This is a genomic window from Rhizobium lusitanum, from assembly GCF_014189535.1.
GTDB classification, from domain to species: Bacteria; Pseudomonadota; Alphaproteobacteria; order Rhizobiales; family Rhizobiaceae; genus Rhizobium; species Rhizobium lusitanum_C.
Genome location: NZ_CP050304.1, coordinates 228,193 through 254,050, shown reverse-complemented (window position 1 = coordinate 254,050; position 25,858 = coordinate 228,193). Strand labels below are relative to the sequence as shown.

Here is a 25,858-nt window from a genome sequence, read left to right as displayed (position 1 = left end):
GCTTGAGCGGCTACATCATATGATCCGGTCGTACAATATCGCGACTTCAATCGTCAATAATGACGGAATGGCCAGGGGAGACTTCGCGATACCGCCGTATCGGCGCCTCATAGTCGGGCGCACGAATTGGGCTGCGGATTTCTTCGTTCGGGACGAAGCGCTTGGTCAGGCGGCGCGCCGGCTCCGGAACCGGAACCGCTTCCAGCAGCCGCTTCGTATAGGGATGCTGCGGACTGCCGAAGATATCGGCGCGCGAGCCGATTTCCAATTTCATCCCTTGACCGGCAGACACCGGATCAGGCGTTACTTCAACTCGCTGACACCGATGAAGGTCGCAGCATAATCGAGGCGGAAATCCACTTAGCGAAACGCTCGAAACTGTTCAGACAAACCGAGCCACCTCTGAGATAGCCGGACGTTTCATAATTGGGCGGCGATCAGTGTCCTTCCAGAGAGTATGATTTTTAGTGCAAAATATTCAGGCCTGCCCTTCATAATAATGGATAATGGAATACACCGCTGACTGTTGCGTCGAATTATTTCGGAGGGGATTTGGGTTTTTAACATGACAAGAGCTTCAAAAGAATGGCAGCATTTTCTGCGTCAAAACCGAGAAAAAGACATCGCCGACCTTCTCGAATTCATCCGTATTCCGTCGGTCTCCGCGCAGCCGGCCTTACTGCCGGAGGTCCACCGGGCTGCGAGGTGGGTTGCGAATAGGTTGAAAGTCGCCGGTATTGCAGATGCTGAAGTTCTGGACACGGGCGCACATCCGGTGGTTTTTGGTTCATGGATGGGGGCCGGTAATCACAAGCCAACCGTAATGATCTACGGCCATTTCGACGTCCAGCCGGCTGAGCCTATTGAACTTTGGACTACTCCGCCATTTGAGCCTGAAATACGCGACGGCAAGATCTATGGCCGGGGCGCTACCGACGATAAGGGTAACATGCTGGCGCCAATCCTGACGGTAGAAGCCTTGCTAAGCACTACCGGCCGCTTGCCTGTTAACGTCAAGTTCTTATTTGAAGGGCAGGAAGAGATTGGTTCGCCCGACATGCCAAAATTTGTCGAACAGAACGTTGACCGCCTTGCCTGCGACATGATCTTTTCCGCCGACGGCCTGCAATGGGGACCTGAGCAGCCCCAAGTCGTTGAAGCGTTAAAGGGTATTGTCGCATTTGAACTCGTTGTGCGCGGACCACACTCTGATCAGCATTCAGGGCTGCATGGCGGTGGGATCGCTAATCCGGCGATGGGGTTAGCACAACTTCTGGCCTCAATGAAATCCTCCGAAGGCCTCGTTACGATCAACGGGTTTTACGACGACGTCATCCCATTGACAGATCAGGACCGCCAGGAGATCGCGCGTGTGCCATATAATGATGCCGACTATCTGGCAGAGACAGGCGCTCCAGCTACCGGCGGCGAGCCAGGCTACTCTACGCGCGAGAGGCTGTGGGCGCGGCCGACTCTTGACGTGAACGGGCTGACCTCTGGCTGGCAGGGAGACGGAGGTAAAACAGTACTACCTGCTGAAGCTACCGCAAAGCTAACTTGCCGTTTGGTCGCAGCTCAGCACCCCGGTCGTATATTGGACGTGATCCGCAACCACGTCGTTGCTCACTGTCCTCCTGGCCTCAGCGCAGATGTGAAGCGAAACAACAGTTGGGGCGACCCCTTCCAGGTCCCCAGGGGCCATCTCTCGACGGAGCTCGCGGCGGAAGTGTTGGAGGAAGTCTACGGAAGAACGCCTTATCGCACTCGGCTTGGGGGCTCGATCTCGGTCATGACGACGTTGCAACATGCAACGGGGGTTCATGCGACGATGTTTGGATTCGCCCATAGCGATGAAAACCTTCACGCTCCTAACGAGTTTTTTAGATTAGACGCATTCGACAGAAGTATGCTCGCATACGGGCTTCTTTTGGAGAAGGTCGGGTGCTGTCACATTGATTGAGCGGTAAGGAAACTGCGGTAGCAGCGCGCCCATGACCGTGAGTGCACCGACCTACAAGAACCACCGCTATCCGATCGAAATCGTAGCCCGTGCTGTCTGGCTCTACTTCCGCTTCAATCTGAGCCTGCGCGATGTCGAGGAAATGCTGCTCGATCGCGGGATCGTCGTTTCCTACGAGACCATCCGCCGATGGTGCCGAAAGCACGGCCCTGATTATGCGCGCCGCATACGCCGCAAGGCGCCGACGAAAGGCGATGTCTGGCACCTCGATGAAGTCGTGGTACGCATCAGCGGTCAGAAATGCTGGTTGTGGAGAGCGGTTGATTGGGACGGATATGTGCTCGACGAGATCGTCCAGGCGAGCCGTAACACCAAGGCGGCCAAGCGCCTGCTGACGCGACTTCTGAGGAAGCAGGGCATGCCGCCAAAGCGTATGATCACCGACAAATTGCGCTCCTACGGGGCGGCCAAACGCCAGGTCGTGCCGAACGTGCAACGCGCTCGCATAAAGGCTTGAACAACCGGGCAGAGAATTCTCACCTTACGTTCCGAAAACCGGAGCGAACGCGACAGAGTTTCCGGTTGGCAGGCTCATTGCAACATTTCGTGTCGATCTTCTCCGCCGTCCGAAACCTCTTCGTCCCATCCCAGACCAACCGCTCCTCAGCACAATTTCGAACCCATCGACGCCAGGCCATGGCCGCGTGGGAAGCCGTGACCGGCTTCCACCGCTTTCGCCGAGCTCTATGAAGCAAGTCAGAGGTCGCGTGTCCGGATCTTTGCGGAGAACAGCCCCTGCGACATGAAGGACCATCTGAAGGCGCGAGGCTATCGCTGGTCCGACGGAAGCGACGGCCGTCCCAAATCCTGGTGGATCGAGGTTGGAGAAGAAGCACTCGATGATGAGCTCCGCTATCTCAGGGCCGAGATCTACCGCTATCCGGACGCCGATCCACCCATCAAACGCTTCACCGCCTTCGACCGGTTCCGCGCCTGACAGCTCCCTTCAGCCATCTTCTGATTGGACCCATGCTTTGAACGCATGGCGGACCTGAGACCTTGTGCCTTATCGTGGGGTAGGCAAGGGCCCATGTCTCAATCATCGAAACGACGTTGGAACCAAAGCATGGTTGCTGGCGTCAAGAGACCTCACGAAAGGGGATCATCATGAACGTAGCACGCTCTTTCAACACTTGGCGCAAGTATCGTCAGACCGTTACCGAACTTGGCCGCATGAGCTCACGTGAGCTGCAGGACCTCGGCATCGATCGCGCCGACATTCACAGCGTTGCCCGCGCATCGGTCGCTCGTTAAGCGACTGTTTCCAAGCCCACCTGAATGACGACACGCCCGCTGATGACGCGGGCGTTCCTGTGTCTGGACCGAAGAGAGGCGCTGCGCTGGAGATCTATCTGAGGCCGTGTATTTTTCGCATGGCTGCACTGCAGAAAAGTCTATTTAATGTGCGGATGGAATGGGTATTCTGGTTTTCATCGAAGCGATGCACCTCCTCCCGCAGAGCTTTGATTTCAGACGGCCCACTCCTCCTCCCAGGGCGCGTCTGTCGGAACAGCGGCGCTCCTCCTCCCAGCCGTTGTTCGGTTCTTTTCGAAAAGCCTGCCGCACCTCCTCCCGCGGCAGGCTTTTTCGTTTTCAGGGCCGGCTGGTTCAAAGTCCCAGATCGAGCTGCGGTTCTTGCCCGATTTTTTTCGTGTTGAGGGACGACAGGGTGATCCCTAAGAGCCGCACCGGACGTTTGAAGGGGAACACCGAGGCGAGCAGAGTCCGCGATGATGGCGATCAACGGCAAGATCCAGCGCGAAGGGGGCGTCGTGCGTCTGGGGGCGCAACGGATGTTCGATCTGACCACCGATCTGGCAAGCCTTGGCGAGCGGGATGGTTTCCATCTTCCCTCAGGGCGCGGCGATGAGTTCGCCCATGGAGCGCCTGGCAGCCCGGATAGCGGTGAGCGGCCGCCGGTGGGTGTGAAACCGCAGGATTTGTTCGTGCCTGACTTGCACATCGACACCCTGAAGGTGAAAAGCAGGAGTTTTCAGTAAATCCCCAGATGTAGGATGTAGTTAGCCTGCCAGTTCATAGGCAGGCTAATCGACTCGTCAAGGATCAGAGTACGCTGACGTTCTCGGCCTTGGACTTTCCGGTCTTGCGATCCTGCCCGACCTCGAAGCTGACTTTGTCACCTTCTCTCAGCGACCCACCTTGCTGCAAGGCAGACACGTGCACGAAGACATCCGTTCCACCATTCTCAGGCGTGATGAAGCCAAATCCCTTGTCATCATTGAAAAATTTAACTGTACCGGTGGGCATAAGAATTCCTTTTAATTTCCCGCAGCCATTTGAGCCGCGGTAGACTTTCTACTGCTCGTTTGCCTGACCATCAACCGCCAACACCACAATAGTTGCATCGAGACTTCTTTGCGGGGCTTCGAATCGGCTATTTGGTCGTGTTGACCGCTGCCTCGAGCTCCTCAATACTTTTCATCACCGCTTCGAAGCCGGGCGGCGTTGCGAAGATCATCGCCGACATTCTATCGTAGTCAGCGGCAAGTTTCTTGCGCATGTCTGGTGTCGGCACGAGGCGATATGTGCCTGGCTCGGCGCGATCATATCGGTGGTCCGGAGATCGGAACATCAGTTCCTTATGCTGTCGGCACGCCTCTGCGAGTTCACGCATTGAAGCCGTTGCCAAACCGTAGTCTGGGTGGGTCCAAATCTGATGGACGTCGTAATAGTGGCGTGAATAGCGATTGAGATCGGGAACCCTTCGTTCCGGATTTTCCTCAGCGCTGCGCTTTTCGGTCGTTTCCGTCATCGCGTGCAGGATGAGAACCTTCTCCCAAAATGTCCTGTCCGGCTTGACGGTCGTAACGTTTGGGACCGTGAAATCGCTTTCCCCCATTTCCTTGGCGACATAGGCAACAATGGCACGCGCCTCTGCCGGCAATGGGTCTGGGCGCGCTCCGCCTTCAATGCGCACCGCTGCCTCGACATAGTCCCCACTTGTATCGAAAACGCTTTTGTATCGGAGCACCAGAACGTCGAGGGCCTCTTTCTTCCGGTAGATATCGTAGCCGAAACTGAGAGAGAAATGCCCGGCCTGGCCGATCTCGGCCTCGACTGAAGCAATTTCTTGGCTAAGACTTTCCTTGAGCGGCCCGGACATATACTGGCGCGCGGCCTCGTCGACCTCTTCCGCCAGCGCCTTTTGCTGCTTGGTCACCGAGGACAGAGCCGCAATCTCACGCTCAGTCGGTACTTTGAGATCGGCTTTGTAAATGCCGATATCGATATCCTCGGAGAAGCGATTAATCAGGCCATAGGCTTTGCTGAGGCTGGTGCCACCCTTGAAGTAGAGGCCGATCGGATCGTTGGTGCGCCTATTGAACAGGAAGTCGAGGACCCAGCAGACGTAGAGATCCTTTTCGATATTCTCAGCGCGCGTCTGCAGGTCGGAAGCCACCGTTTCGAACAAGGCTCGGCGCTCATCGGCGCTACTGCGAAGCACTTTAATGAAGCCCTGGCGCATTTTCTTCCTCTGTGACGCGAATGTCGCGCGTTATTCTCTCCACCACGGGATACATCCAGGCAGGAAGGGCGCGAATGTTATCGTGCAGATCCTCGACGATTGATCGCTTTTGCGAGCTTTGCGCGAGATGACGGACCACGCCGTCGACGATGGTTTCGAAATTCGATCGTTCATCTCGAAACCATGTTAGGGCCTGAACGATCCGCATGGCAGGTCGCCCGGCCCAAAAAGCCGTCTTTGCCGCTATTCTCTTGAAATCAAGCCGGTAGATTACCGGCTTCGTTGCGTTCGGATCGCCGGAGTTGGCTTCGATCTCTATCGTGCGGGGGTAGGTATCCGCATAGATCGTCGAACGAGCGGGGACAGCTGTCGTCAAACCAAGGTCGTTAGCGGCTGTCATGCCGTCAACCAGCACCCGCAACTTGTCACGCCGCGCAATCGCGTCGACGAACGCGGCGCGGGGGGGGAATACCATTTTCCCAGTCAGCTGGCTGATGCCTGGTTTGTCGTAGAAGCCTCGATATGGGCGCCGGATATCTCCGCGGGTGGTGAGCCTCTGCAGCGCCTTTTCGACCGCATTGGGTGTTCCGATATCGAGGAAGTCGTCACGCGACCATACGCCTCCGGGGGACGCGGCAGCTATGCGATCGTGAATGCGCTCAAGAGTGTCCGATGTGGGATCCGGCATGGTTGTCCTACCTTCTGACCGAAGATTATATACAAACTTTGGTCACTAGCAACTAGTCTTGCTCTACTGACCAATTTTTATATCTAAATATTGGTCAGTAGGGCATGCAGAATTCGGCGTAACGGGTGTGTTGATCCCAATCATTGAACACAGGAGAAAACGAGGCCTCCGCCGTCGGGGGTGACGTCGCCTGTCGGGCCGGGCTGTTGGCTACGCAGAAGCCTCGGGCGCGAGTCTTCTCCCTTCGGGCTTTCATCCCTGACGCGTTCGATGACTACGTTGGTCTGCCACCATCGCGCGCTGCCGCACAGTTCCCCTTCGGAAACACGCAAGCAGCAACTGTCCAACACCTTCTTTGTATGGGGACCAGCAGGTCGCCTGATCAGCAAGCAGCCGGGCAATTCAGGTCGAACGTATAGGCGCTCCACCGATTGGCGTTTCCGACCCCGCTCTCTTGTCTGGCATCCCTAATCCAGTCCCGTCCTTGGACGGTCAACCCGCAAGGGGTTCGCTAGCAAAGCTGCGACCTCTCTGGCTGCGCCGCCGAGGTGACCGCGGCCGGGTCCGGATCAAACGGGCGCCATCGAGCGGGGATCGGCCCGCCAACCGATGGAGCCTCACATGACGAACGATCTCAGCCTCGCACAGAACCACGCATTCGATCTCGCCCGGACCTTGATGGTCCCGGTCACCCTCTTCGAAATCGATGGAGAGATCGGCGTCATGCCTTCCGCCGAGTATGACGGCGACGAGGACGCCATCATCCACGAATACGATCCTTTCCAGTACGGACCGGCTCATTGAGCCGGTTTCTCCGTTCGGGGGAAGACGTGCCGCTTGCGCCGGTGCGCGCGCAAGGGAGGCTTCGCCGCGGACTTTCCTCGCAATTTTGCACGTTGTGAACCGCGCCCTTGCGCGCTTCGATCTTCGCGGCCTGAGCACTGAGAGCCCGAATAGTCAGGAAAACAGAGGAAGCGATATGGAAAAGGAAGACATCGAGGAGCTTCGCGCCCGGGTGGGCTGCGCAGCCGTGCTCGAACACGAGGGCTTCGCTATCGATCGGAAAGCAAGCACCCGTCGTGCGGTCAAATTTCGGCGCGACTACGACATCGTCATCGTGATCCATGAGGACCGAGGATGGTTCGACGCGCGCTCGGACGCCAAGGGCGACGTCTTTGCCCTCGTAAGCTATCTCCGAGGTGTCGGTTTCCCGGACGCCTTGGCGGCGGTCGGTGATCTGGTCGCGTTCCAGCCAGCCGCGCCGGCTTGGGAGAAACCCGCACGTCAGGCGCAGGCGGTCGCTTCGGTCGCTGAGCGATGGGAACATCGAAAACAGCCGTGGCGAGCGTCGGCGACCTGGACTTATCTCCGGCGGTGCAGAGCACTTCCATGGCAGGTCATTTCTGCTGCAATCGAAAAGGGCGTCCTGCGCGAAGGACCTTATGGCTCAATATGGGCAAGGCATGTCGACGAGGATGGCACTGTCATCGGTTGGGAGGAGCGCGGTCCGGAATGGCGCGGGTTCTCGACGGGCGGCGCAAAATCGCTCTTCCGGTTCGGGGGCGAGAGCGCTCCCCGGATCTGCGTGACCGAGGCAGCAATCGATGCGCTTAGCCTTGCTGCGATCGAGGGGATGAGGACTGACAGTCTCTATGTCAGCACCGGCGGCGGCTGGTCGCCTCTGACCGCCCAGGCGCTGGAGCTCCTGGCGTCACAACGCGAGACGCATATGGTCGCCGCGACGGACAATAATGTTCAGGGCGAGGTGTTCGCGGACAGGATCCGGCAGATGGCGGATGGCGCCGGTTGCGATTTCTCACGGCTGAGGCCGCAATCCGAGGATTGGAATGAGGAATTGAAACGGATGAGGGAGAGAGGCGAGCTGCCGCATACGCGGACAACGCATCAAGGGTGAAGCTTCGCCCGCCAGACGGCGGCCCTTGACCCGGTGCCCGCGAGGCGCCGGCTGGGGAGGGGTGATCGAAAGACTGAAGGAGAGGTCGAACAGGCTTCGCTTCAGCCCCAACCCTCAAAAGGAGCCGCAGATGTTTGTTTCCCCAGCTATCCGCCCAGCACATCGCAAGGTATTCGAAGGCGTCGCTAGCCGCCCCGAAATGTACGCCCTGTTCAATCGCCACGCCCAAGCGCCGTTCGACGATGATCGAATGAACGGCACGCGCTACGTCGGCGAATGGTTCGAAATCACGGAAGCTGAACACGATCATATGCTCGAGATCCTACCGCCGCTCTTCTATCGCGGCGACATGTTCGCCATGCGGGAATTTCTCACCGCCAGCATCACCAGCGTATTTTTTGCGCTGACGATCGACGATCGCTCCCGCTGGTTTCACGGCTATTGCGATCTGAGCGATCGCCAGTCGCCCGACCGGATGCGCGCCGAGATCATCGCCCGGGAATCCCGTCCGGTCCGCGCCATGAACGCCCAAGAAAAACTCGATCATATCTGGAGCACGACCGGTCCCGATTTTCGTGGCTATGCAGACGCCCGCTTTCCAGCCGACCTGCGCAATCGCCAGATTGTGCTCGTCTATCCCTCAGCACAAGGCAAGATCTGGAAGCTGCTTGATGATCTGACCGCCCAGGAGATCGCCGCAAAACTGCCAGTGCAGTTCCGCCACTTGGACGAGACCATCGCTGCCTGACGGCGCAGCCTTCACCTCCCAATCCTCATCATCCCGCCCTCAACGCCCGCTCGCGGCACTCTCGCCAGGCAGCGAGCGTGCCTCGGCGCGCCTTCTCACAGGAGTTCTCTCATGGCCCATGACGATCCCTTCACCATTGACCTGTTTGGCAACACAGCGCTCGCATCCGGTTTCGATCTCGGTGTTTCAGGTTTCGCAGCAGACTTCGGGAGCGATCTCGACGATGACCCACCGCCCTCGACGCCGGCGCCGGCCGTCCCTGTTCTGAAGATCCCAGAGGCCAAACCGCAGATGCGCGCGAAGGTCGATTTCCGGCTAGAGGGCTCACGCGGTCTCGCCAAATCCTGGCGCGACCGGGCGCGAGACAATATCGCCGCCATCCTGCTTGCCAACGAGATCGAGCGTCATGGTCTGGCGGCCCGACCTGACCAGCAGGCCAAGCTGATCCGCTTCACCGGTTTCGGCGCGTCGGATCTGGCAAACGGCATATTCCGGCGTCCGGGGGAAGAAGGGTTTCGCAAAGGCTGGGAAGAACTCGGCGGCAATCTTGAAAGCGCCGTCGTGGCGGCCGATTACGCGTCTCTGGCGCGCTGCACCCAATATGCCCACTTCACGCCGGAGTTTATCGTTCGTGCCATCTGGGCAGGCTTGATCCGTCTGGGCTTCAAGGGCGGACGGATCCTGGAGCCGGGGATCGGTACCGGCATGTTTCCCGCCTTGATGCCGGATGTGCTCTCCCGCACCAGCCACGTCACTGGCGTCGAGCTCGATCCGGTCACCGCCCGCATTGTCCGGTTGCTGCAACCACGGGCCAGGATCATCACAAGTGATTTCTCGCGGACGGAGTTGCCTGCGCATTTCGATCTGACGATTGGCAACCCGCCGTTTTCGGATCGGACAGTGCGCAGCGACCCGGCTTTCCGCTCTCTCGGCTTCCGGCTGCATGACTATTTCATCGTTAAGTCCATTGACCGGCTGAGGCCCGGCGGCCTTGCCGCCTTTGTCACCTCGTCCGGCACGATGGACAAGGCCGACGCCCGTGCCCGCGAGCACATCGCCGGCATGGCCGATCTCATTGGTGCCATCCGGTTGCCCGAAGGCAGCTTTCGCGCTGACGCAGGCACGGATGTGATCGTCGATATCCTCTTCTTCCGGAAGCGCCATGCCGACCAGCAGGCTGGCAACGACAGCTGGCTCGATCTCGCGGATGTTCAGGCCGAAGGCGAGGACAGTAGCGTCCGTATCAACAGGTGGTTCGTTGATCACCCGGACACGGTGCTGGGACGCCATGCAATCACGTCCGGTCCATTCGGCGAGACCTATACCTGCCTCCCGATCGGTGCTGACCTCGATGAGGTTTTGAGCGTGGCGATCAGTCAGCTACCCGCTGATATCTACGACGGCGAAGCCACGCCGATCGATTTCGAAGTTGAAGATGAGGTTGCGGAAGCCTCTGCCGAGCGGCCCGACGACCGACAAGTGCGCGAGGGCAGTTTTTTCATCGGCAAGGGTACGGCGCTGATGCAGGTGGTGGACGGCGTTGCTGTTTCGGTCGGTGTCAGGAAGAGCAAGAGCACCGATGGCATCTTTGCCAAGCACGCCCTGATTATCCGCAAGCTCATCCCGATCCGAGATGCGGTGCGTCTGGTGCTAGCTTTCCAAGAGCGCGATCAGCCCTGGACCCAGGCGCAGGTCGCGCTTCGCATCGCCTGGTCGAGCTTCGTGCGCGAGTTCGGCCCGATCAATTTTACCACCGTCTCGACATCGGAGGATCCGGAAACAGGTGAGGTCAGGGAAACCCATCGCCGACCGAACCTCGCGCCTTTTCTCGACGACCCGGATTGCTGGCTGGTCGCCTCGATCGAGGACTACGATCTTGAGACCAACACCGCCAAGCCGGGTCCGGTCTTTACCGAGCGCGTCATCGCACCGCCGCCGGCACCAGTGATCACTTCGGCCCTCGATGCGCTCGCCGTGGTTTTGAACGAACGCGGCCATGTCGATCCCGATCATATCGCCGAGCTTCTGCACCGTGACGTGAAGGGTGTGATCGAGGAGTTGGGGAAGGTAATCTTCCGCGATCCGTCGGACGGATCTTGGCAGATGGCCGATGCCTATCTGTCCGGTCCAGTCCGGTCGAAGCTGCTGACCGCACGCGCGGCGGCGGACCTGGATCCCGCCTTCGCCCGCAACGTGACGGCTCTGGAGCGTGTCCAGCCAGCAGATCTTCGGCCCTCCGACATCACCGCCCGCCTTGGCGCGCCGTGGGTCCCCGCCGACGATGTCGTCGCCTTCGTCAAGCAGACGATGGAGGCTGAGATCTCCATCCATCATCTGCCGGAACTGGCGACATGGACGGTCAATGCCCGACAGCTGGAGTGGTCGGCGGCCGGCACCACGGAATGGGGCACGCATCGCCGCCATGCCGGCCAGCTGCTGTCCGACGCCCTGAACTCGTCCGTACCGCAAATCTTCGACACGGTCCGTGATGGCGAAACCGAGCGCCGGGTCCTGAATACCGTGGAAACGGAAGCCGCCAAGGAGAAACTGTCCAAGATCAAGACCGCCTTCCAGTCGTGGATCTGGTCGGATCCGGATCGCACCGACCGGCTGGCGCGGGTCTACAACGACACCTTCAACAACATCGCGCCACGAGCTTTCAATGGCGATCATCTCCAACTTCCCGGCGCCTCTGGCGCCTTTTCTTTGTATGGGCATCAGAAACGCGGCATCTGGCGGGTAATTTCGGCTGGCGCCACCTATCTTGCCCACGCCGTCGGCGCCGGCAAGACGCTCACCATGGCGGCGGCGATCATGGAACAGCGCCGGCTTGGGTTGATCAACAAGGCGATGCTCGTAGTGCCCGGCCATTGCCTGGCGCAGGCAGCGCGCGAGTTTCTGGCGCTTTATCCCAATGCCCGCATCCTGGTCGCCGACGAGACCAACTTCGTCAGGGAAAAGCGCCACCGCTTCCTGTGGCGGGCGGCGACTGCCAACTGGGACGCGATCATCATCACCCATTCGGCCTTCCGTTTCATCTCCGTGCCCTCGGCCTTCGAGGCACAGATGATTGAGGACGAGCTTGAGCTTTACGAGGAGTTGCTCGTCAAGGTCGATAGTCAGGACCGGCTGTCGCGCAAGCGTATTGAGCGCATGAAGGAGGGCCACAAGGAACGGCTCGAAGCGCTGGCAACGCGAAAGGACGATCTGCTCACCATCTCCGAGCTTGGGATCGACCAGATCATCGTCGATGAGGCGCAGGAGTTCCGCAAGCTTTCCTTTGCCACCAATATGTCGACGCTGCGCGGTGTCGATCCGAACGGCTCGCAGCGCGCCTGGGACCTGTTCGTCAAATCTCGCTTCATCGAGACGAAGAACCCGGGCAGGGCACTGGTGCTGGCCTCGGGCACGCCGATCACCAACACACTCGGCGAGATGTTTTCCGTGCAGCGCATGATGGGCCCAGTGGCCCTGTCTGAGCGCGGTCTGCACGAGTTCGACGCCTGGGCGTCGACCTTCGGCGACACCTCGACCGAGCTCGAACTACAGCCATCGGGAAGATACAAGCCGGTCACGCGGTTCTCGCAATTCGTCAATGTCCCGGAACTGATCGCCATGTTCCGGTCGTTTGCCGACGTCGTGCTGCCGGTCGATCTGAGAACCTATGTGAACGTGCCTGAGATATCTGGCGGCAAGCGACAGATCGTCACCGCCGAGCCGACATCTGCCTTCAAGGCCTACCAAAAGCAGTTAGATGCCCGCATCAAGGCGATCGAGATGCGCGAGGGGGCGGCAAAGCCCGGTGACGACATCCTGCTCTCGGTGATCACCGACGGGCGTCATGCCGTGATCGATCTGCGGTTGGTCGACCCTGCCAACGACAATGAGGAGAGCAACAAGCTCAACGCGCTTGTCCAAAATGCCTTCCGGATCTGGAGCGAGACGGGCGCGGCCGAATATCGCCGCAAGGATGGAAAACCATTCGACCGACCGGGCGCTGGTCAACTGATCTTCTCCGATCTCGGAACGATCTCGGTCGAGACGACGCGTGGTTTTTCCGCCTATCGCTGGATCCGCGACCAGCTGGTCCGCCTCGACGTGCCGGCCTCTGAAATTGCTTTCATGCAGGATTACAAGAAGTCGGATGCCAAGCAACGGCTGTTCAACGACTTCAATGCCGGCAAGGTCCGCGTGCTGATCGGCTCGTCCGAAACCATGGGCACCGGCGTCAATGTCCAGGCGCGGCTCAAAGCCCTTCATCATCTGGATGTTCCTTGGTTGCCATCGCAGATCGAGCAGCGCGAGGGCCGTATCATTCGCCAGGGCAATCAGCATGACGAAGTGGATGTGTTTGCCTATGCGACGCTCGGCAGTCTCGATGCCACCATGTGGCAGAACAATGAGCGCAAGGCCCGGTTCATCGCAGCCGCCCTGTCAGGCGACACCAGCGTCCGACGGCTGGAGGATATGGGCGAGGGGCAGGCAAACCAGTTCGCGATGGCCAAGGCAATCGCGTCTGGCGACGAGCGATTGATGCAGAAGGCGGGGCTCGAGGCCGAGATCGCCCGTCTCGATCGCCTGCGTGCCGCCCATATTGACGATCAGCATGCGATCCGGCGCCAGATCCGTGACGCCGAACGGGATATCGAGTTCTCAACGCGCCGGATCGAGGATGTGGGCAAGGACATAGACCGTCTGGTCCCGACCATAGGGGATGCATTCTTGATGCAGGTCGGAAGCGCGGAGTTCGATGAGCGTAAGCTCGCCGGCCGGGCGCTGATGAAGGGGATCCTGACGCTGGTTCAATTGCAGCAGGAAAAGGAGATCATCATCGCCTCGATCGGGGGCTTCGATCTCGCATACCATGGCGAACGGTTCGGCAAGGATGGCTACCGCTATGACACGCTGCTACAGCGAACAGGTGGCGACCACGAGATCGACTTAGCCGTGACGACGACGCCGATCGGCGCCATCTCCCGGCTCGAGCATGCGCTCGGCGGTTTTGAACAGGAACGAGAGAACCATCGCATTCGGCTAGTCGACGCGAAACGCCGCCTCGTCTCATATACGCCGCGTCTGGGAGAACGCTTCTCTTTGGAAGCCGAGCTCGAACTCAAGCTGAGCCAACTGGACGAGATCGAAAGGGATCTAGCGGCGACCGCCGATGAACCGCCTAAAGATCGCCAGGAAGCGGCGTGAATGGCAGAACTTCTCCGCTCACTTGAAACGGGGTCGGGATAAACATCTACCGGTCATCCCCGTTTAGATGGCTCCCCGCGATGGCGATAGTCGCGCGTAGCTGTCCGGGTCGGAAAGGGCGCTCCCCGAAAGGGTCGAGCGCCCTTTCGTTTTCAGACGGCCCAGTATGGCACGTAGCGCGTATTTCTCTTTCCCTGATCGGGGTCGGCCGGCGCGATCCGAACGTTCATAGGAGCCGGATTTTATATCCCCTTTTTGTCGGAAAGATAAATACTAGAGGGGCGAAACTAGAAGAAAAATAAGTAGAAACAATGGATTAAAAAATGGAATGAACAGGGGTTTATATCAAGGCTCATTAAAAAATTGCGAAAAACTAGTCGCAGGACGGCCCATCGGCTGACGGTTTCCTCAATCGCGCCGGTCGCCAAGACCGGGTCAGCTTGCCTCGCAAGGCAGGTGTGCCTCGCTCTCCCGCAAGCCAGGTCCGCTCCGCCGCAATTGCAGCCGCCGGGTCAGTCCCGCGGGTATCGAGAGAGGTCTTCGAGAAGAAGACGAGAAGGGATGGACAGCCTGTCCGCCCGAAACCCGAGAGGTCACAGCCATGCAGTTGATTACAGCCGATCCGCGCAGCCTGAAGGACAATCCCGACCGGTCCCGCCAGTCTAAATCCTCACCTCAGTCCGACGCGCTGTTGTGCGCATCGATCAGGGCCATCGGCGTCGTACAGCCGCCCGTCGTCAAACTCGATCCAAAGGGCGGCAACTGCTACATCATCGTCTTCGGTCATCGCCGCGCCGCACAGGCGGTCGCCGCGGACCTTCCGGAAATCCCGCTCTTGCTGGCCGATCCCTCCGACGATCTGGGCGCCATGCAGTCCTTTGCGGAAAACATCGCCCGTGAACCGCTCAACCCGGTCGACCAGTGGCGAGCCATCGAGCGTCTGGTGGCTCTGGGATGGACCGAAGAGTCAATCGCCATGGCGTTGGCGCTCCCGAGCCGGCAGATCCGCAAGCTGCGGCTGCTTGCCAACATCCTGCCATCCATACTCGACCAGATGGCGCGTGGCGATATGCCGAACGAGCAGCAGCTGCGCACGATCGCCGCCGCGGGTCAGGACGAGCAGGCCGAAGTCTGGAAAAAGTACAAGCCGAAGAAGCAGGATCCGCAAGTGTCATGGTGGGAGGTTGCCCGCGCACTGACCACGACCCGGATGCTGGCCAAGCATGCAAGCTTCGGTGACGAGCTAGCGCAGGCTTATGGCATCATCTGGGTTGAGGACCTGTTTGCACCCGCTGACGAGGACAGCCGCTACACCACGGATGTCGAGGCGTTTCTCGGGGCGCAACAGGAGTGGTTGGCCAACAACCTGCCGAAGCGCGGCTCGATCATCGAGGCCAATGAATATGGCCAGGCAAAGCTACCGTCCAAGGCACAACAGGTCTACGGCAAGCCGGGCAAGGGTGACCTGACCGGCTGGTACATCAACGCGCGCGACGGCTCGGTGCAGTCGGTTGCCTATCGCATGCCTGAAGTGAAGAAGCCGAAACTGGTCAAGGATGCCGATGGTGTCGAAACCCTCGACGAGGAGGGCGAGGCACCGAAAGTGCGGCCCGATGTGACCCAGAAGGGTCTCGACATGATCGGCGACCTGCGCACCGATGCTCTGCACGAAGCCCTTGCACGTGCGCCGATGGAGGATGACACGCTGATGGCTCTGCTCATTCTCGCCTTCACCGGCACGAATGTCACGGTCGCCTGTGGCGCATCGGACAATCCCTACGGTCACGCCAAATGCGGCCCGCACGCCGCCCGCCTGATCGACGAGCACGGTAAACTGTCATTCGATCGCGAGACGCTGATACAGGCTGCGCGCTCCGTTCTGATCGAAGTCCTGTCTCTTCGGCGCAATCGCTCCGATAGCGGTTTTATCGCCCGCATCGCCGGCGACGCCATCGGCGCTGATCAATTCCTGCCCAACATGGCGACGGAAGACTTCCTCTCATGCCTGTCGCGCAATGCGCTGGAGGCTGCAGCCGAAACAGCAGGCGTGCCCGGCCGGATCAAGTTGAAGGATACCCGTGAGGCTCTGGTCGAGCATTTTGCCGAGGGAAAACTGGTACATCCGGCAGCGCTGCTTGCGCCCTCCGCCGAGGACGTGCGGTCGTGGGTCGGACGCTACGCCAGCGCCGATAGCGAGTTGGAGGATGCCGATCAGCCGGGTCGACTGGAGGAGGAGCATTCCGATGGTGACCTTGTCGACCATTCCGCCGCTGACGCAGAACCCGACGCGGGTTTCCGCGAGGCCGCCGAATAACACCAAACAACAGGGAACTGAACCGACGCCGCTGGCTCATGCCGGCGGCGTCTTTGTTTCGAGCAATCAGAAGGAGTTTGTCATGGCAAAAATCCTTGATGAGATGGCCGCGGAGAAAACGGCACATGAGACTGAACTTCGGGCGTTGTCCCGGCCGGCGATACGAGCTGGAGCGACAACCCCTTGGGGCGTGGCGCAGATCTCGTGGCAGTATGCTGACGGGGTCGTCCTGCATTCGACCGCCGGCCACGGCGGTTTCCATCTCGACGAGAATGCCAATGCCGTCGTTCATCCCCGCTATCGTAATGACACCGGATTTTACGAGGAGGATTGTGAATGGGCGAGGGTCGCCCACGCATTCCCGCAGCTGTTCACCGCCTATGAGCGGCGGTTGGCCGATCGGACGCTTCGCGACTACTACCCTGATGCCTACGAGCGCGTCGTGGGCGCCAGTCTTCTGGAGGGCCAGTCCCGTGCCCGTGACGCCCAAGAATTCGAGAAGCGACATCGCAACGACTGGGTTGTCATCGCGGCACTCAATTCCAATCACAAGCCCGGTTTCGTCGAATGCATCGCGACGCCAGGCGGTAAGCGTGGCGGAACCGATGAACGACGGTTTCTGGTTCTATCGTCGGACTATGTTATCGGCCAACATGGCTTCGTCATCGATCCGCTCAAGCACGAGCCATATGATGGGCCATCCAGCTTCGTGACCTGGGCGGCGCGGCGATGACAGCCGCATCGCCTACCAACACCGACGGTCAGCGAAATCCGGTGATCGATGCCATCGCGTTTTATCACGGGATCTGAGCACGGTAGCAGGATTGCCGCTCCCGGCGGGCCGAGCTGACCCGAAAAATGCAGGCGCGGTGGAAAAGCAAAGCATGGCGCGGCCACCAACCGATCATGCCATGCAGATCAACAGAGCCGGATAGTGGGTGGAGGCTTCACCCCGTCGAGCGTCCGGTAACGCTCTGGTGGAAGCGCGGTCAGGCCGGATCATGTAACCGGCAGCAACCGCCCCTCACTGGAGCGCGGCTGGGAGTGGGAATTGTCAGCATCCCCTGTGGGTGAGGCGGCGATACCTGGATCGGATTCCGATCGGCGACTGGATCATGCTGCCGAAACCAGATTGTCCGCCCGTCACAGCACCTCGGTTTTGCTGCGGTCTGACATGGGCACGTCCCGGTCAAAGGCCGCTTTCGCGCCGCGTTGCGGCAGGATCATCGCCTCGTCGCAAGGCAGGCCCGCGTCTGGCGCAGCCCGCTGAAGCGGGCAGCACCATCCGCAAACCTTCCCCGCTTCTGCTGGCAATGCCCTGACCTTGGGCCGGGGCGCTGACGCCCATGTCCTTTTGACCGCACCCGAGGGGCTGAGCCGGACAACAACCGGCACCCCGGGCTTCGCTGAAACATCGCTTTAAAAGGATCCGATCATGGCACCGCTCAACCGCTCCACCCAGAAAAACCGTCCTGCAAAATCCCAGCGCGCTACCACCCTCGAAATGGTCAGGCACGCCTGCCCCGACAGTCCCCAAGCGCTGCGCATCTCCGAAAGCTTCGGCCTTGCCATCGTCGACAGTGACGGGATCCGCGATCTCCATCGCGGCCAGTTGATCGAAAGCGCGGATGCGCTCAAAGAGGGCCTCGCCGAAAAGGCCATGCAGATCCACATGCAACGCATCGTCGGATCGCTCATTGGCTCCGCCTACGGCGCCGGACAATTCTACAGCCGCGCAGTCACCGAGGCACGCGATCTCACCACGAAACTCTCAAACGATTTTCGCGACGAGGACCTTGACGGCCCGGTGGGCTTCGACAGTCGCGCCCAGCGCAAGCGCGAGTTCGCAGCCGACATGGGCCTGCAGGCCCACGTGCTTCGCATGGCAGCCGAAGGTGCCGTCTCGGCTTACGAGGACATCACAGGCGAAACCTGGAAGCCCTACGAACGCACGGTCGAACAGCCCGTGAGCTCCCTCGATCAGAAAGCGGCAACGGCCCAGCTGGCGGCCTTCGAATAGTATCATTGCGGGGCTTCGGCCCCGCCTCTTCATTCCCAACTAAAGCGATCTGCACTTACTACGCTCCGCTAAGTTCTTGGGCGAGTCCGATGAGAATCCCTTCAGGCCCACGGATGTAGCAAAGTCGATACGCGTCCTTATACTGAACTACTTCGCCTACAAGCTCCGCGCCGCGCGTCCGGAGCCTTTCAAGCGTCTCGTCGATTTCGTCAACGGTGAACATGACGCGGAGGTAGCCGAGCGCGTTGACCGGAGCGTTCCGGTGATCGGCGACGACAGGCGGCGTGAGGAAGCGGGAGAGCTCGATCCGACTGTGGCCGTCCGGTGTGCGCAGCATGGCAATCTCGACATGCTGATCGCCCAGTCCAGTGACACGTCCGGCCCATTCTCCTTCGATCGTGGCTCGCCCTTCGAACTCGAGGCCGAGTTCGCGAAAGAAATCAATCGCTCCGCCGAGGTCTTCGACGACGATTCCTACGTTGTCCATCCGCTTGAGCGCCATGTTTCCAATCTCCAAGGTGTTGTTTCAATCTACAAGGTGCCGCCTCGTCTAACAAAGGACGTTTGAGGCACCCCAATGCCGGCAGCCCTCCGGGCTCGGTTCGCGGCTGTCCACATCAGAAACATGAAGAAGGACGGCAAGGCGCTCAAGCTAAAAAGCCACCTCGCTTGCCCGGTGAAACCCCGCGTGGGGCCGTGACTATAAGTATCCGGGCATGATTAAGGACCGCGAGTTCTTTTCCCCTTGAGCCAAGTGGCCCAGGGCTTCCTTCAGTCGGGCGCGATGTTTTGGCAGGTCGATTGAAACGGACTATTCCCTGGCCGTCTGCGGCAACGGCCAGGCATTGCCGGCATACGTTCCCACTCCTGACGGCTACACAGGCTCCTTCTCCCCGGAATCATCGCGTCAATCGATGATGTGCCATATGCGCAATCGCAGGTTCGCGGGAAACCCGGCGGGGCGTTCCCAACCGGTCGCCGCCAGATGAAGCCATTGTCCTATTCCTTCCAATTTGCGAACTGGCACGTCCACCGCGGTCTCGATGGGGCATGTCTGACCGAACACCGCCTCGCGATGCTCGGCTCGATCGGCATCCGCAACGGCCGGATCGTTTTCTTCCCCTGTGCGCCAATGCGCCCATTCCTCGCGAGCCAAGAAAGCCTCTCCTTGGCCGTCCTCCACTCCGTTTCGGCCTTTCAGGTGCAGGCCGATCGTCTCCGGTCTGATCGACTGCCATCGAGGCCGCGATGGACGCGGCCCGAACAACCGAAAAGGAATACGACAATGGCAACCATCGGCTCTTTCACCGCTTCCGGCAACGGCTTCAACGGCACCATCAAGACCCTCAACCTCAACGTCAAGGCAACCGTCCGCGCAGTCGAGCGCGCCTCCGAAAAGGGTCCGGACTTCCGCATCCTCGCAGGCAATGTCGAGTTCGGCGCAGCGTGGAAGAAGACCTCGAATGAACGCCGCGAGTACCTCTCGGTCAAGCTCGACGACCCGAGCTTCCCGGCCCCGATCTACGCAACGCTCATCGAGGTCGAAGGCGAGGAAGGCCTCTCCCTCATCTGGTCCCGGTCGAACCGGGACTGATAGCAACGATGGCCCCGCCGAAAGGCGGGGCCTCCTTCCCTACCTTTAACTCATCCATATCCACTATCGGATGAAAATGGATGGAAAAATGGATCCCGCCGTGTCATAACCATTCGGATGGAAACGGATGGGATAACGGATGGCAGCTCTCGATCTCTCGACATTGCGTATTACGCCCGAGATCCTTTCATTGATCGCGGAGATCGACGAGTTCAAAGGCGCATGGCGGGCCCTTGGCCGCATTGCGCCTGATCGCCTGTCAAGCCTGCGTCGGGTCGCGACAATCGAGAGCATTGGATCGTCGACCCGCATCGAGGGGGCAAAGCTGAGTGACCGCGAGGTCGAGAGGCTGCTCGTAAACCTCCGGATCGGCTCTTTTTCCAGCCGCGACGAACAGGAAGTCGCAGGCTATGCCGAGGTGATGGAGACGATCTTCTCCGCTTTCGACGCGATCCCCCTCAACGAAAATCACATACGTCAGCTTCACCGGGATCTGCTCGCTCACTCGACAAAGGACGAACGACACCGGGGGGACTGGAAGACTCTTGCCAACAATGTCGAGGCATTCGACGAGAACGGTGTGAGTCTTGGCGTCGTCTTTGCGACAGCCTCTCCGTTCGATACGCCGGGCCGAATGGCGGAACTGGTGACCTGGCAGCGGGCTCAGGAGGAGGATGGGACGTTCCACCCTCTGCTGATTGTCGCCGTCTTCGTCGTGGTCTTTCTGGAAATCCATCCTTTCCAGGATGGCAACGGCCGACTGTCGCGGGCATTGACCACGCTGCTGCTCCTTCGGGCCGGCTATGCCTACGTGCCCTACAGCTCGCTCGAAAGCATCGTCGAGCAGAACAAGGAGGCCTACTACCTGGCGCTTCGTCGCACGCAAGGCACGATCCGCACGGATCGGCAGGACTGGAACCCTTGGGTCGAGTTCTTCCTGCGAAGCCTGCAGCGGCAAAAGCAGCGCCTTGAGCGGAAGATGGACCGCGAGCGCGTCCTCCTCGGCGATCTGCCAGAGTTGTCGGTCTCCATTCTCGAGCTGGCGCGCGAGCGTGGGAGAGTGACCGTGATGGACGCAGCCAAGGCCACGGGCGCAAGCCGGAATACCGTCAAGGATCATCTGCGCGCGTTGACCGATGAGGGACATCTGATCCTGCACGGAGCAGGTCGCGGAACTTGGTACGGCCTGACTTGATACCAGTGTGAAGGGCCGGCCGGCGGATCGGTATCGAAGCGGTCGTTCAACCGTGCAAGACCGCCATTGCCATGTCCTTTCGTCCCCTGTTTCCGGCGCTCCACCGCGGTCTCGATGGGGCATGTCTGACCGAACACCGCCTCGCGATGCTCGGCTCGATCGGCATCCGCAACGGCCGGATCGTTTTCTTCCCCTGTGCGCCAATGCGCCCATTCCTCGCGAGCCAAGAAAGCCTCTCCTTGGCCGTCCTCCACTCCGTTTCGGCCTTTCAGGTGCAGGCCGATCGTCTCCGGTCTGATCGACTGCCATCGAGGCCGCGATGGACGCGGCCCGAACAACCGAAAAGGAATACGACAATGGCAACCATCGGCTCTTTCACCGCTTCCGGCAACGGCTTCAACGGCACCATCAAGACCCTCAACCTCAACGTCAAGGCAACCGTCCGCGCAGTCGAGCGCGCCTCCGAAAAGGGTCCGGACTTCCGCATCCTCGCAGGCAATGTCGAGTTCGGCGCAGCGTGGAAGAAGACCTCGAATGAACGCCGCGAGTACCTCTCGGTCAAGCTCGACGACCCGAGCTTCCCGGCCCCGATCTACGCAACGCTCATCGAGGTCGAAGGCGAGGAAGGCCTCTCCCTCATCTGGTCCCGACCGATCCGGGACTGATAGCAACGAAGGCCCCGCCGAGAGGCGGGGCTCTCCCTTTGCGGATTACTTGTTCAGTGCATCCTTGAGCGCCTTTGCAGGCGCAAAGGTCAGCTTCTTCGAAGCCGCTATTTTCACGGTCGCGCCAGTCGAAGGATTACGACCTTCGCGCTCCGGCGAAGCCTTTACCTTGAATTTTCCGAAGCCCGGGATGGAGGTTTCAGCGTCGGAGCCGGCGGCATCAGCGATCGCCTTGAACACGGCCTCGACGATGCCTTTGGCCTGGACCTTCGTCAGGCTGTTGTCGGCCGCGATCTTGTCGGCAATTTCATTGGTGGTGGTCATTGAATTCCCTCGCATCATCTAAGAAGACGCAATTCCTGTCAGCTTGCGATGGGTTTGTCATTGACGCGGTGCGGCGAGGAATGCCGGATAGCCTGGATTTCCACAGGTGGTTTAGGCCTATAGCCTCTATTTCGCTTTTGGCGGAGAAGTTCGAGGAACAGACCGATGGCATGCTTCTCTTCGTCGAAGACATGCACCTTCTGCTGACCACGCGTCCCGATCCGCCCCCAACTTCGCACCAGCGACACCTCTCCGAACAGTGTCGGATGGACCGCGAGCGCATAGAACCGTGCCATGTTTTTCTCAGGCTCGATACGCTCGACATAGAGGTGATAGGGCTGAACGATCATGAAAACAGAATCGCGCGTTTGGATTCCGCCGTCCAATGAGAGTTTTGAATCGGATAGGCATCATCGATTCACAACAGTGATCCGTCCGTGCTCGGATCATTCACACTAACCCCGGCGCGATCCTTGCCACTTCCCGACCAGCCCTTCGCCGTTGAAGATACCGCCCACCGAACATCGATCCCGGGCAGATGCCCCTGGCCCCTGCTGGCTGCTGTCCCGCACGGTCTCCGGTGCGGGGCAAATTCTCACTTGATCTCGTCGGGATCGCAGATCGCGGACATCAGGATTTGCGAGAGGCCAAAAGGCCGGCAAGCGTTGAGACGGCGATAATGACGCCCGCCTGTATCAGAATCCACAGCTCCGGCCCGTACACAACGCACCACAATGCTGTCAGGCAAAACACCAGCGCACTGAAGACCAAGCACTGGACCTTGAAGGAAAGCCCCTTTCCTCTCTGCGACAGTAAAATGTAAAGCGCCACGGCGATTGCAACCAATCCGGCGAATGTAAAAAGCAATTCCATGAGCGTCGATTCCTCGCGATATTTCAATGTGATAAGAGCTGGCACTTTTTCCCGAAATGATAAACTGCCACGGCTTTATTTCGAGTGATATGGCACGTAGAGCGTCTTACGCTGGCGGACCCGTTGCGCTCCGCTCGATCAACCGGCTTCAGACGTCTTACCGACCTTGTGAAATCTGTTCTGCCCGACACAGGCCTTCATGTCCTCGCGCCGGAACCAGATAGCGCGACCGCAGCGCAGCGGAGCATTGCCAGCCGTAAAGACGATCTGCTCATCGCCACGCATGCGCATCACCTCATGCGGCAGGATCAGCGGACGGCGCGTGAGTTGCTTTGACCGCGAGCGCGATGATCCTTTCATTCCGGAAGAGCGGTTTGTCTGGTCGATCTCGACCGTCGTGTCACCGCAGCGCTTCGAAATGTACTCAGCCGTTTCCGGGTCGTTGATCGCAGCAAACGAGATCCAGGATGCGGACTCGAACCATTTGGAGCTGGCGTCACGGCCACCATAGGCCTCACGCATCTGGCCGATCGACTGGAAGATCAGCGCCAGGCTGATGCCATATTTGCGTCCTGCGTCACGGGCCGTTTCCAGGATGCGCAGGTAGCCCAGACGTGCCACCTCATCAAGCAGAAACAGCGTTCGCCCCGCTACCTCGCCATTGCGATTGTAGATCGCATTTAGGAAAGAGCCGATCACCACCCGCGCCAGTCCCGGATGCGCTTCTAGCACCTTGAGGTCCAGTGCAATGAAGATATCCGTGACGCCGGTCGCCAGTTCGTCGGTCGAGAAGCTGTCGCCCGAGACGAGGGCGGCATAATTCGTGTAGGAGAGCCAGTGCGTCTCCTTCACCGCATTGGCGTAAACGCCGCTGAACGTCTCCGGCGTCATATTGACAAAGACCGCGACGTTCTCGCGTACGAAGGTGGATTCCGACTGCTCGTAGATCCGAGTCAGCCGCTCGCGAAGTTTTGGCTCCGGCTCGGAAAGGTTCGCCCGGACACGGCGCAGCGTCTGATCCTTTGCGTCCGTATGCCCGGACAGGCAAACGTCGGCGATCAGCGCGGTCAGAAGCTGCATGGCGGAAGCCCGGAAGAAGTCGTCGCGTGCCGAGCTAGCCCGAGCATTGTCGGTCATGATCCATGTCGCAACGGCGACGATGTCCTCTTCCCGGGTAGCCCCGAAGCGGCCGATCCAGTCGAGTGCGTTAAATCCGATTGCAGGGTTGGCGGGATCGAGCACGATCACCTTGCGGCCAGCCGTTCGCCTGTGCTCGACGACCATCGGCGCGACCTCGCTCGAGGGATCGAGCACGACGAGCCCGCCGCCCCATTTGAGCGCAGTCGGGATTGTCACCGACGTCGTCTTGAAGCCGCCGGAGCCGGCAAAGACGATGCCGTGCGATGAGCCGAACGAACCATCGAAGCACAGAAGCGGAGATTTGCCGCCCGCGCCCCATGTGTCCTTCGCATCGGCGCGAAACGATATCCCCGACACACTGTCGCGGTCGACTCGGTAGCGCTCGCCGATGACGATGCCACCCGCATCCGGAAAGAGCTTTGCGGACTCAACCATGCTCATCCAGTCGGCCTCGCCATGGACGGCACGCTTGCCGCGGATGCGACGGGGCGTTGCTTCCGCAAAAGCGGCATTGCCGCGAAGCCCGACGCGCGTTGCAAAGATGCCGGCGAGGAATACGGTGGCCGCGCCGAACATAGTTGATGGATCCCCATAGGTCAGGACCGATTGGTCTGATGGGACGAGGCTGGCGATGCCGGCAAGGCGGATTGCCTCGCGAAGGACCGCGATCAAGATCGTCGCAGCGCATCCGCTGACAACGCCCCATCCCGCCGCCTTGATGTTCGCCGCACCATTGGCGGCAAACAGGAAGATCACGCCGAACGCTGCCGCCGTCACATAGGGCAGGACAAGCCCGATGCGCCCGAGCATCAGCTTTGCCTGCGCCGTCTTGCCGAACGCAGCCAGCCAAAGCTCAACGCCCGACATGAGGACGGTGACTGCGACCATGATGATCACTGGCAAGAGGGTGAGGAGAAGCCTATTCACCGTCACGACCAAAGGCCCCCGCGCCGATCGCGGTCAGGCGCACCCGCTCGGCATCGTCCGCCTGGATGCGAAGACCTGCGTCTATCAGCAAGCCTAGCAGCAGCGCCCGCTTCTCGTAGCGCAGGCCAGCCTTGACGATCAGGCCGCCCAGTTGGATTTTCTCGCGCGTGTCTTGTCTGCGGACGTCGGTCGATGAGCTCCGCCGCATCCGCTCAAGCCTCGCTACCGTTGCCCGCAGCCGCGCCAGATGCGAGCGCTGCCGAGGTTTCGCTGGTCGCCCTGGCGTCTCCGGGATTTTTCTTGACCGTTGCCTGTCTCTTGCCTCCTCGAAACTGCCCGGCAATGTCCTCGAACGCCACCTGAAGTGTGGCCTCGTCAGTGTCGATGTCGCCAATGCCTGCCCTTAGCGCGATCCGGCCAATCCGCTCGGCTTCCCGGGTTTCGGCCTGCTTCAGCTGGTCCTGCAGCCGGGCGATTTCTTCACGGATTTTCGATGAGGGTTTTTTCATTCCGGTTGTCTTCCCTTGAACTCTTTGCGGCGTGTGTATGGCTGCAAGATTCCCGCAAACGCGCGTCCTAGGGAACGTGCAGATTTGCACGTCGGCAAAGCCGATGCTTTCGTGGATGATCCCGCCGTTCCGAAGGAGCGGATCCAAGGGCGCAATTATACGTCGCTGATGCGACGCGTGCTCAGAGGCTTTAGACGGCCGCCGCTCCCAACGATCGAGGTTCAACTTCGGGAGTTTCAC

23 protein-coding genes and 5 pseudogenes are annotated in these 25,858 nt (G+C 59.9%); 15 read left to right on the top strand and 13 right to left on the bottom strand.

Going from position 1 to position 25,858, the window contains the following annotated elements; genetic code table 11:
* Nucleotides 1–46: 46 nt before the first annotated feature.
* Nucleotides 47–277: pseudogene (locus HB780_RS01295) on the bottom strand (glutathione ABC transporter ATP-binding protein GsiA); the annotation flags it as partial.
* A 288-nt stretch (nucleotides 278–565) separates the two neighbouring features.
* On the opposite strand from HB780_RS01295, the gene HB780_RS01290 reads away from it, so the two are divergent.
* The 4 genes and pseudogenes from HB780_RS01290 to HB780_RS01275 all read left to right on the top strand — a co-directional run bounded on the left by HB780_RS01290 (nucleotide 566) and on the right by HB780_RS01275 (nucleotide 3,274).
* Nucleotides 566–1,960, top strand: a complete 1,395-nt coding sequence (locus HB780_RS01290; RefSeq protein WP_183686003.1) for a dipeptidase — start codon at nucleotides 566–568, stop codon at nucleotides 1,958–1,960.
* 31 nt (nucleotides 1,961–1,991) lie between these two features.
* Nucleotides 1,992–2,710: pseudogene (locus HB780_RS01285) on the top strand (IS6 family transposase).
* A pseudogene (locus tag HB780_RS01280) lies at nucleotides 2,694–2,957 on the top strand (3'-5' exonuclease); the annotation flags it as partial. The pseudogenes HB780_RS01285 and HB780_RS01280, both read left to right, overlap by 17 nt.
* Nucleotides 2,958–3,127: 170 nt before the next feature.
* Complete coding sequence (locus tag HB780_RS01275) at nucleotides 3,128–3,274, top strand: DUF1127 domain-containing protein (protein ID WP_164049362.1); 147 nt, start codon at nucleotides 3,128–3,130, stop codon at nucleotides 3,272–3,274.
* Nucleotides 3,275–3,628: 354 nt separating this feature from the next.
* On the opposite strand, the pseudogene HB780_RS32740 reads toward HB780_RS01275, so the two are convergent.
* Nucleotides 3,629–3,751 (bottom strand): annotated as a pseudogene (locus HB780_RS32740) (DNA polymerase IV); the annotation flags it as partial.
* Here HB780_RS32740 and HB780_RS01270 point away from each other — a divergent pair.
* Nucleotides 3,748–4,020 (top strand): annotated as a pseudogene (locus tag HB780_RS01270) (hypothetical protein); the annotation flags it as partial. The pseudogenes HB780_RS32740 and HB780_RS01270 overlap by 4 nt on opposite strands.
* Before the next feature lie 64 nt (nucleotides 4,021–4,084).
* Here the strand turns inward: HB780_RS01270 and HB780_RS01265 are convergent.
* The 3 genes from HB780_RS01265 to HB780_RS01255 all read right to left on the bottom strand — a co-directional run bounded on the left by HB780_RS01265 (nucleotide 4,085) and on the right by HB780_RS01255 (nucleotide 6,195).
* Complete coding sequence (locus HB780_RS01265; protein ID WP_065658963.1) at nucleotides 4,085–4,288, bottom strand: cold-shock protein; 204 nt, start codon at nucleotides 4,286–4,288, stop codon at nucleotides 4,085–4,087.
* Between the two features lie 127 nt (nucleotides 4,289–4,415).
* Nucleotides 4,416–5,507, bottom strand: coding sequence for a nucleotidyl transferase AbiEii/AbiGii toxin family protein (locus HB780_RS01260; protein WP_183686001.1), 1,092 nt, complete (start codon nucleotides 5,505–5,507; stop codon nucleotides 4,416–4,418).
* Complete coding sequence (locus tag HB780_RS01255) at nucleotides 5,488–6,195, bottom strand: DUF6088 family protein (protein WP_183685999.1); 708 nt, start codon at nucleotides 6,193–6,195, stop codon at nucleotides 5,488–5,490. Before HB780_RS01255 ends, HB780_RS01260 begins: the two co-directional genes overlap by 20 nt.
* Nucleotides 6,196–6,816: 621 nt before the next feature.
* Between HB780_RS01255 and HB780_RS01250 the strand changes: the two genes are divergently transcribed.
* From HB780_RS01250 to HB780_RS01220, 7 genes are all read left to right on the top strand, one after another.
* The gene (locus tag HB780_RS01250) at nucleotides 6,817–6,999 is read left to right on the top strand and encodes a hypothetical protein (RefSeq protein WP_183685997.1); all 183 of its coding nucleotides are present in this window, start codon (nucleotides 6,817–6,819) and stop codon (nucleotides 6,997–6,999) included.
* 175 nt (nucleotides 7,000–7,174) lie between these two features.
* Nucleotides 7,175–8,110, top strand: a complete 936-nt coding sequence (locus tag HB780_RS01245; protein ID WP_183685995.1) for a DUF3991 and toprim domain-containing protein — start codon at nucleotides 7,175–7,177, stop codon at nucleotides 8,108–8,110.
* A gap of 130 nt (nucleotides 8,111–8,240) precedes the next feature.
* Nucleotides 8,241–8,858, top strand: coding sequence for a DUF1419 domain-containing protein (locus HB780_RS01240; protein WP_183685993.1), 618 nt, complete (start codon nucleotides 8,241–8,243; stop codon nucleotides 8,856–8,858).
* Between the two features lie 111 nt (nucleotides 8,859–8,969).
* A complete protein-coding gene (locus HB780_RS01235; protein ID WP_183685991.1) occupies nucleotides 8,970–14,057 on the top strand; it encodes a helicase-related protein in 5,088 nt (1,695 codons plus the stop codon).
* A gap of 601 nt (nucleotides 14,058–14,658) precedes the next feature.
* Nucleotides 14,659–16,371 carry a ParB/RepB/Spo0J family partition protein gene (locus HB780_RS01230; RefSeq protein WP_183685989.1) on the top strand — a complete coding sequence of 571 codons (1,713 nt, stop codon included), beginning with the start codon at nucleotides 14,659–14,661 and terminating at the stop codon, nucleotides 16,369–16,371.
* Nucleotides 16,301–17,104, top strand: coding sequence for a DUF7007 domain-containing protein (locus HB780_RS01225; RefSeq protein ID WP_286202815.1), 804 nt, complete (start codon nucleotides 16,301–16,303; stop codon nucleotides 17,102–17,104). The genes HB780_RS01230 and HB780_RS01225 overlap by 71 nt, the downstream gene beginning before the upstream one ends.
* A 702-nt stretch (nucleotides 17,105–17,806) precedes the next feature.
* A complete protein-coding gene (locus HB780_RS01220) occupies nucleotides 17,807–18,391 on the top strand; it encodes a hypothetical protein (protein WP_183685985.1) in 585 nt (194 codons plus the stop codon).
* Nucleotides 18,392–18,449: 58 nt separating this feature from the next.
* Here the strand turns inward: HB780_RS01220 and HB780_RS01215 are convergent, their stop codons facing one another.
* Nucleotides 18,450–18,893 carry a VOC family protein gene (locus tag HB780_RS01215; protein ID WP_183685983.1) on the bottom strand — a complete coding sequence of 148 codons (444 nt, stop codon included), beginning with the start codon at nucleotides 18,891–18,893 and terminating at the stop codon, nucleotides 18,450–18,452.
* A gap of 405 nt (nucleotides 18,894–19,298) precedes the next feature.
* A complete protein-coding gene (locus HB780_RS01210) occupies nucleotides 19,299–19,547 on the bottom strand; it encodes a hypothetical protein (protein ID WP_183685982.1) in 249 nt (82 codons plus the stop codon).
* A gap of 129 nt (nucleotides 19,548–19,676) precedes the next feature.
* Here HB780_RS01210 and HB780_RS01205 point away from each other — a divergent pair, with 129 nt between their 5' ends.
* From HB780_RS01205 to HB780_RS01195, 3 genes are all read left to right on the top strand, one after another.
* Entirely contained in the window at nucleotides 19,677–19,985 is a 309-nt protein-coding gene (locus HB780_RS01205) for a DUF736 domain-containing protein (protein WP_183685981.1), read from the top strand.
* Nucleotides 19,986–20,124: 139 nt separating this feature from the next.
* Entirely contained in the window at nucleotides 20,125–21,180 is a 1,056-nt protein-coding gene (locus tag HB780_RS01200; RefSeq protein ID WP_183685980.1) for a Fic family protein, read from the top strand.
* Nucleotides 21,181–21,536: 356 nt separating this feature from the next.
* Nucleotides 21,537–21,845, top strand: coding sequence for a DUF736 domain-containing protein (locus tag HB780_RS01195; protein WP_183685979.1), 309 nt, complete (start codon nucleotides 21,537–21,539; stop codon nucleotides 21,843–21,845).
* A gap of 45 nt (nucleotides 21,846–21,890) precedes the next feature.
* On the opposite strand, the gene HB780_RS01190 is transcribed toward HB780_RS01195, so the two are convergent.
* The 6 genes from HB780_RS01190 to traC form a co-directional block, all read right to left on the bottom strand.
* Complete coding sequence (locus tag HB780_RS01190; RefSeq protein WP_037197799.1) at nucleotides 21,891–22,169, bottom strand: HU family DNA-binding protein; 279 nt, start codon at nucleotides 22,167–22,169, stop codon at nucleotides 21,891–21,893.
* A gap of 38 nt (nucleotides 22,170–22,207) precedes the next feature.
* The gene (locus tag HB780_RS01185) at nucleotides 22,208–22,519 is read right to left on the bottom strand and encodes a WGR domain-containing protein (protein WP_183685978.1); all 312 of its coding nucleotides are present in this window, start codon (nucleotides 22,517–22,519) and stop codon (nucleotides 22,208–22,210) included.
* Between the two features lie 280 nt (nucleotides 22,520–22,799).
* Complete coding sequence (locus HB780_RS01180; RefSeq protein ID WP_183685977.1) at nucleotides 22,800–23,042, bottom strand: hypothetical protein; 243 nt, start codon at nucleotides 23,040–23,042, stop codon at nucleotides 22,800–22,802.
* Between the two features lie 138 nt (nucleotides 23,043–23,180).
* Nucleotides 23,181–25,115, bottom strand: coding sequence for a Ti-type conjugative transfer system protein TraG (gene traG, locus HB780_RS01175; protein WP_183685976.1), 1,935 nt, complete (start codon nucleotides 25,113–25,115; stop codon nucleotides 23,181–23,183).
* Entirely contained in the window at nucleotides 25,102–25,317 is a 216-nt protein-coding gene (gene traD, locus HB780_RS01170) for a type IV conjugative transfer system coupling protein TraD (RefSeq protein ID WP_183685975.1), read from the bottom strand. The genes traG and traD overlap by 14 nt, the downstream gene beginning before the upstream one ends.
* Before the next feature lie 4 nt (nucleotides 25,318–25,321).
* Complete coding sequence (gene traC / locus HB780_RS01165; protein WP_183686427.1) at nucleotides 25,322–25,618, bottom strand: conjugal transfer protein TraC; 297 nt, start codon at nucleotides 25,616–25,618, stop codon at nucleotides 25,322–25,324.
* Nucleotides 25,619–25,858 lie beyond the last annotated feature (240 nt).

Excerpts from the sequence above, each read along its gene's own strand:
- HB780_RS01225 (WP_286202815.1), top strand. The coding sequence starts at position 16,301 with ATGGTGACCTTGTCGACCATTCCGCCGCTGACGCAGAACCCGACGCGG.
- HB780_RS01215 (WP_183685983.1), bottom strand. The coding sequence starts at position 18,893 with ATGGCGCTCAAGCGGATGGACAACGTAGGAATCGTCGTCGAAGACCTC.
- HB780_RS01185 (WP_183685978.1), bottom strand. The coding sequence starts at position 22,519 with ATGATCGTTCAGCCCTATCACCTCTATGTCGAGCGTATCGAGCCTGAG.
- HB780_RS01265 (WP_065658963.1), bottom strand. The coding sequence starts at position 4,288 with ATGCCCACCGGTACAGTTAAATTTTTCAATGATGACAAGGGATTTGGC.
- HB780_RS01220 (WP_183685985.1), top strand. The coding sequence starts at position 17,807 with ATGGCACCGCTCAACCGCTCCACCCAGAAAAACCGTCCTGCAAAATCC.
- HB780_RS01250 (WP_183685997.1), top strand. The coding sequence starts at position 6,817 with ATGACGAACGATCTCAGCCTCGCACAGAACCACGCATTCGATCTCGCC.
- HB780_RS01235 (WP_183685991.1), top strand. The coding sequence starts at position 8,970 with ATGGCCCATGACGATCCCTTCACCATTGACCTGTTTGGCAACACAGCG.
- HB780_RS01240 (WP_183685993.1), top strand. The coding sequence starts at position 8,241 with ATGTTTGTTTCCCCAGCTATCCGCCCAGCACATCGCAAGGTATTCGAA.
- HB780_RS01290 (WP_183686003.1), top strand. The coding sequence starts at position 566 with ATGACAAGAGCTTCAAAAGAATGGCAGCATTTTCTGCGTCAAAACCGA.
- HB780_RS01255 (WP_183685999.1), bottom strand. The coding sequence starts at position 6,195 with ATGCCGGATCCCACATCGGACACTCTTGAGCGCATTCACGATCGCATA.
- HB780_RS01260 (WP_183686001.1), bottom strand. The coding sequence starts at position 5,507 with ATGCGCCAGGGCTTCATTAAAGTGCTTCGCAGTAGCGCCGATGAGCGC.
- HB780_RS01190 (WP_037197799.1), bottom strand. The coding sequence starts at position 22,169 with ATGACCACCACCAATGAAATTGCCGACAAGATCGCGGCCGACAACAGC.
- HB780_RS01205 (WP_183685981.1), top strand. The coding sequence starts at position 19,677 with ATGGCAACCATCGGCTCTTTCACCGCTTCCGGCAACGGCTTCAACGGC.
- HB780_RS01195 (WP_183685979.1), top strand. The coding sequence starts at position 21,537 with ATGGCAACCATCGGCTCTTTCACCGCTTCCGGCAACGGCTTCAACGGC.
- traC (WP_183686427.1), bottom strand. The coding sequence starts at position 25,618 with ATGAAAAAACCCTCATCGAAAATCCGTGAAGAAATCGCCCGGCTGCAG.
- HB780_RS01200 (WP_183685980.1), top strand. The coding sequence starts at position 20,125 with ATGGCAGCTCTCGATCTCTCGACATTGCGTATTACGCCCGAGATCCTT.
- HB780_RS01275 (WP_164049362.1), top strand. The coding sequence starts at position 3,128 with ATGAACGTAGCACGCTCTTTCAACACTTGGCGCAAGTATCGTCAGACC.
- HB780_RS01245 (WP_183685995.1), top strand. The coding sequence starts at position 7,175 with ATGGAAAAGGAAGACATCGAGGAGCTTCGCGCCCGGGTGGGCTGCGCA.
- HB780_RS01230 (WP_183685989.1), top strand. The coding sequence starts at position 14,659 with ATGCAGTTGATTACAGCCGATCCGCGCAGCCTGAAGGACAATCCCGAC.
- HB780_RS01180 (WP_183685977.1), bottom strand. The coding sequence starts at position 23,042 with ATGGAATTGCTTTTTACATTCGCCGGATTGGTTGCAATCGCCGTGGCG.
- traD (WP_183685975.1), bottom strand. The coding sequence starts at position 25,317 with ATGCGGCGGAGCTCATCGACCGACGTCCGCAGACAAGACACGCGCGAG.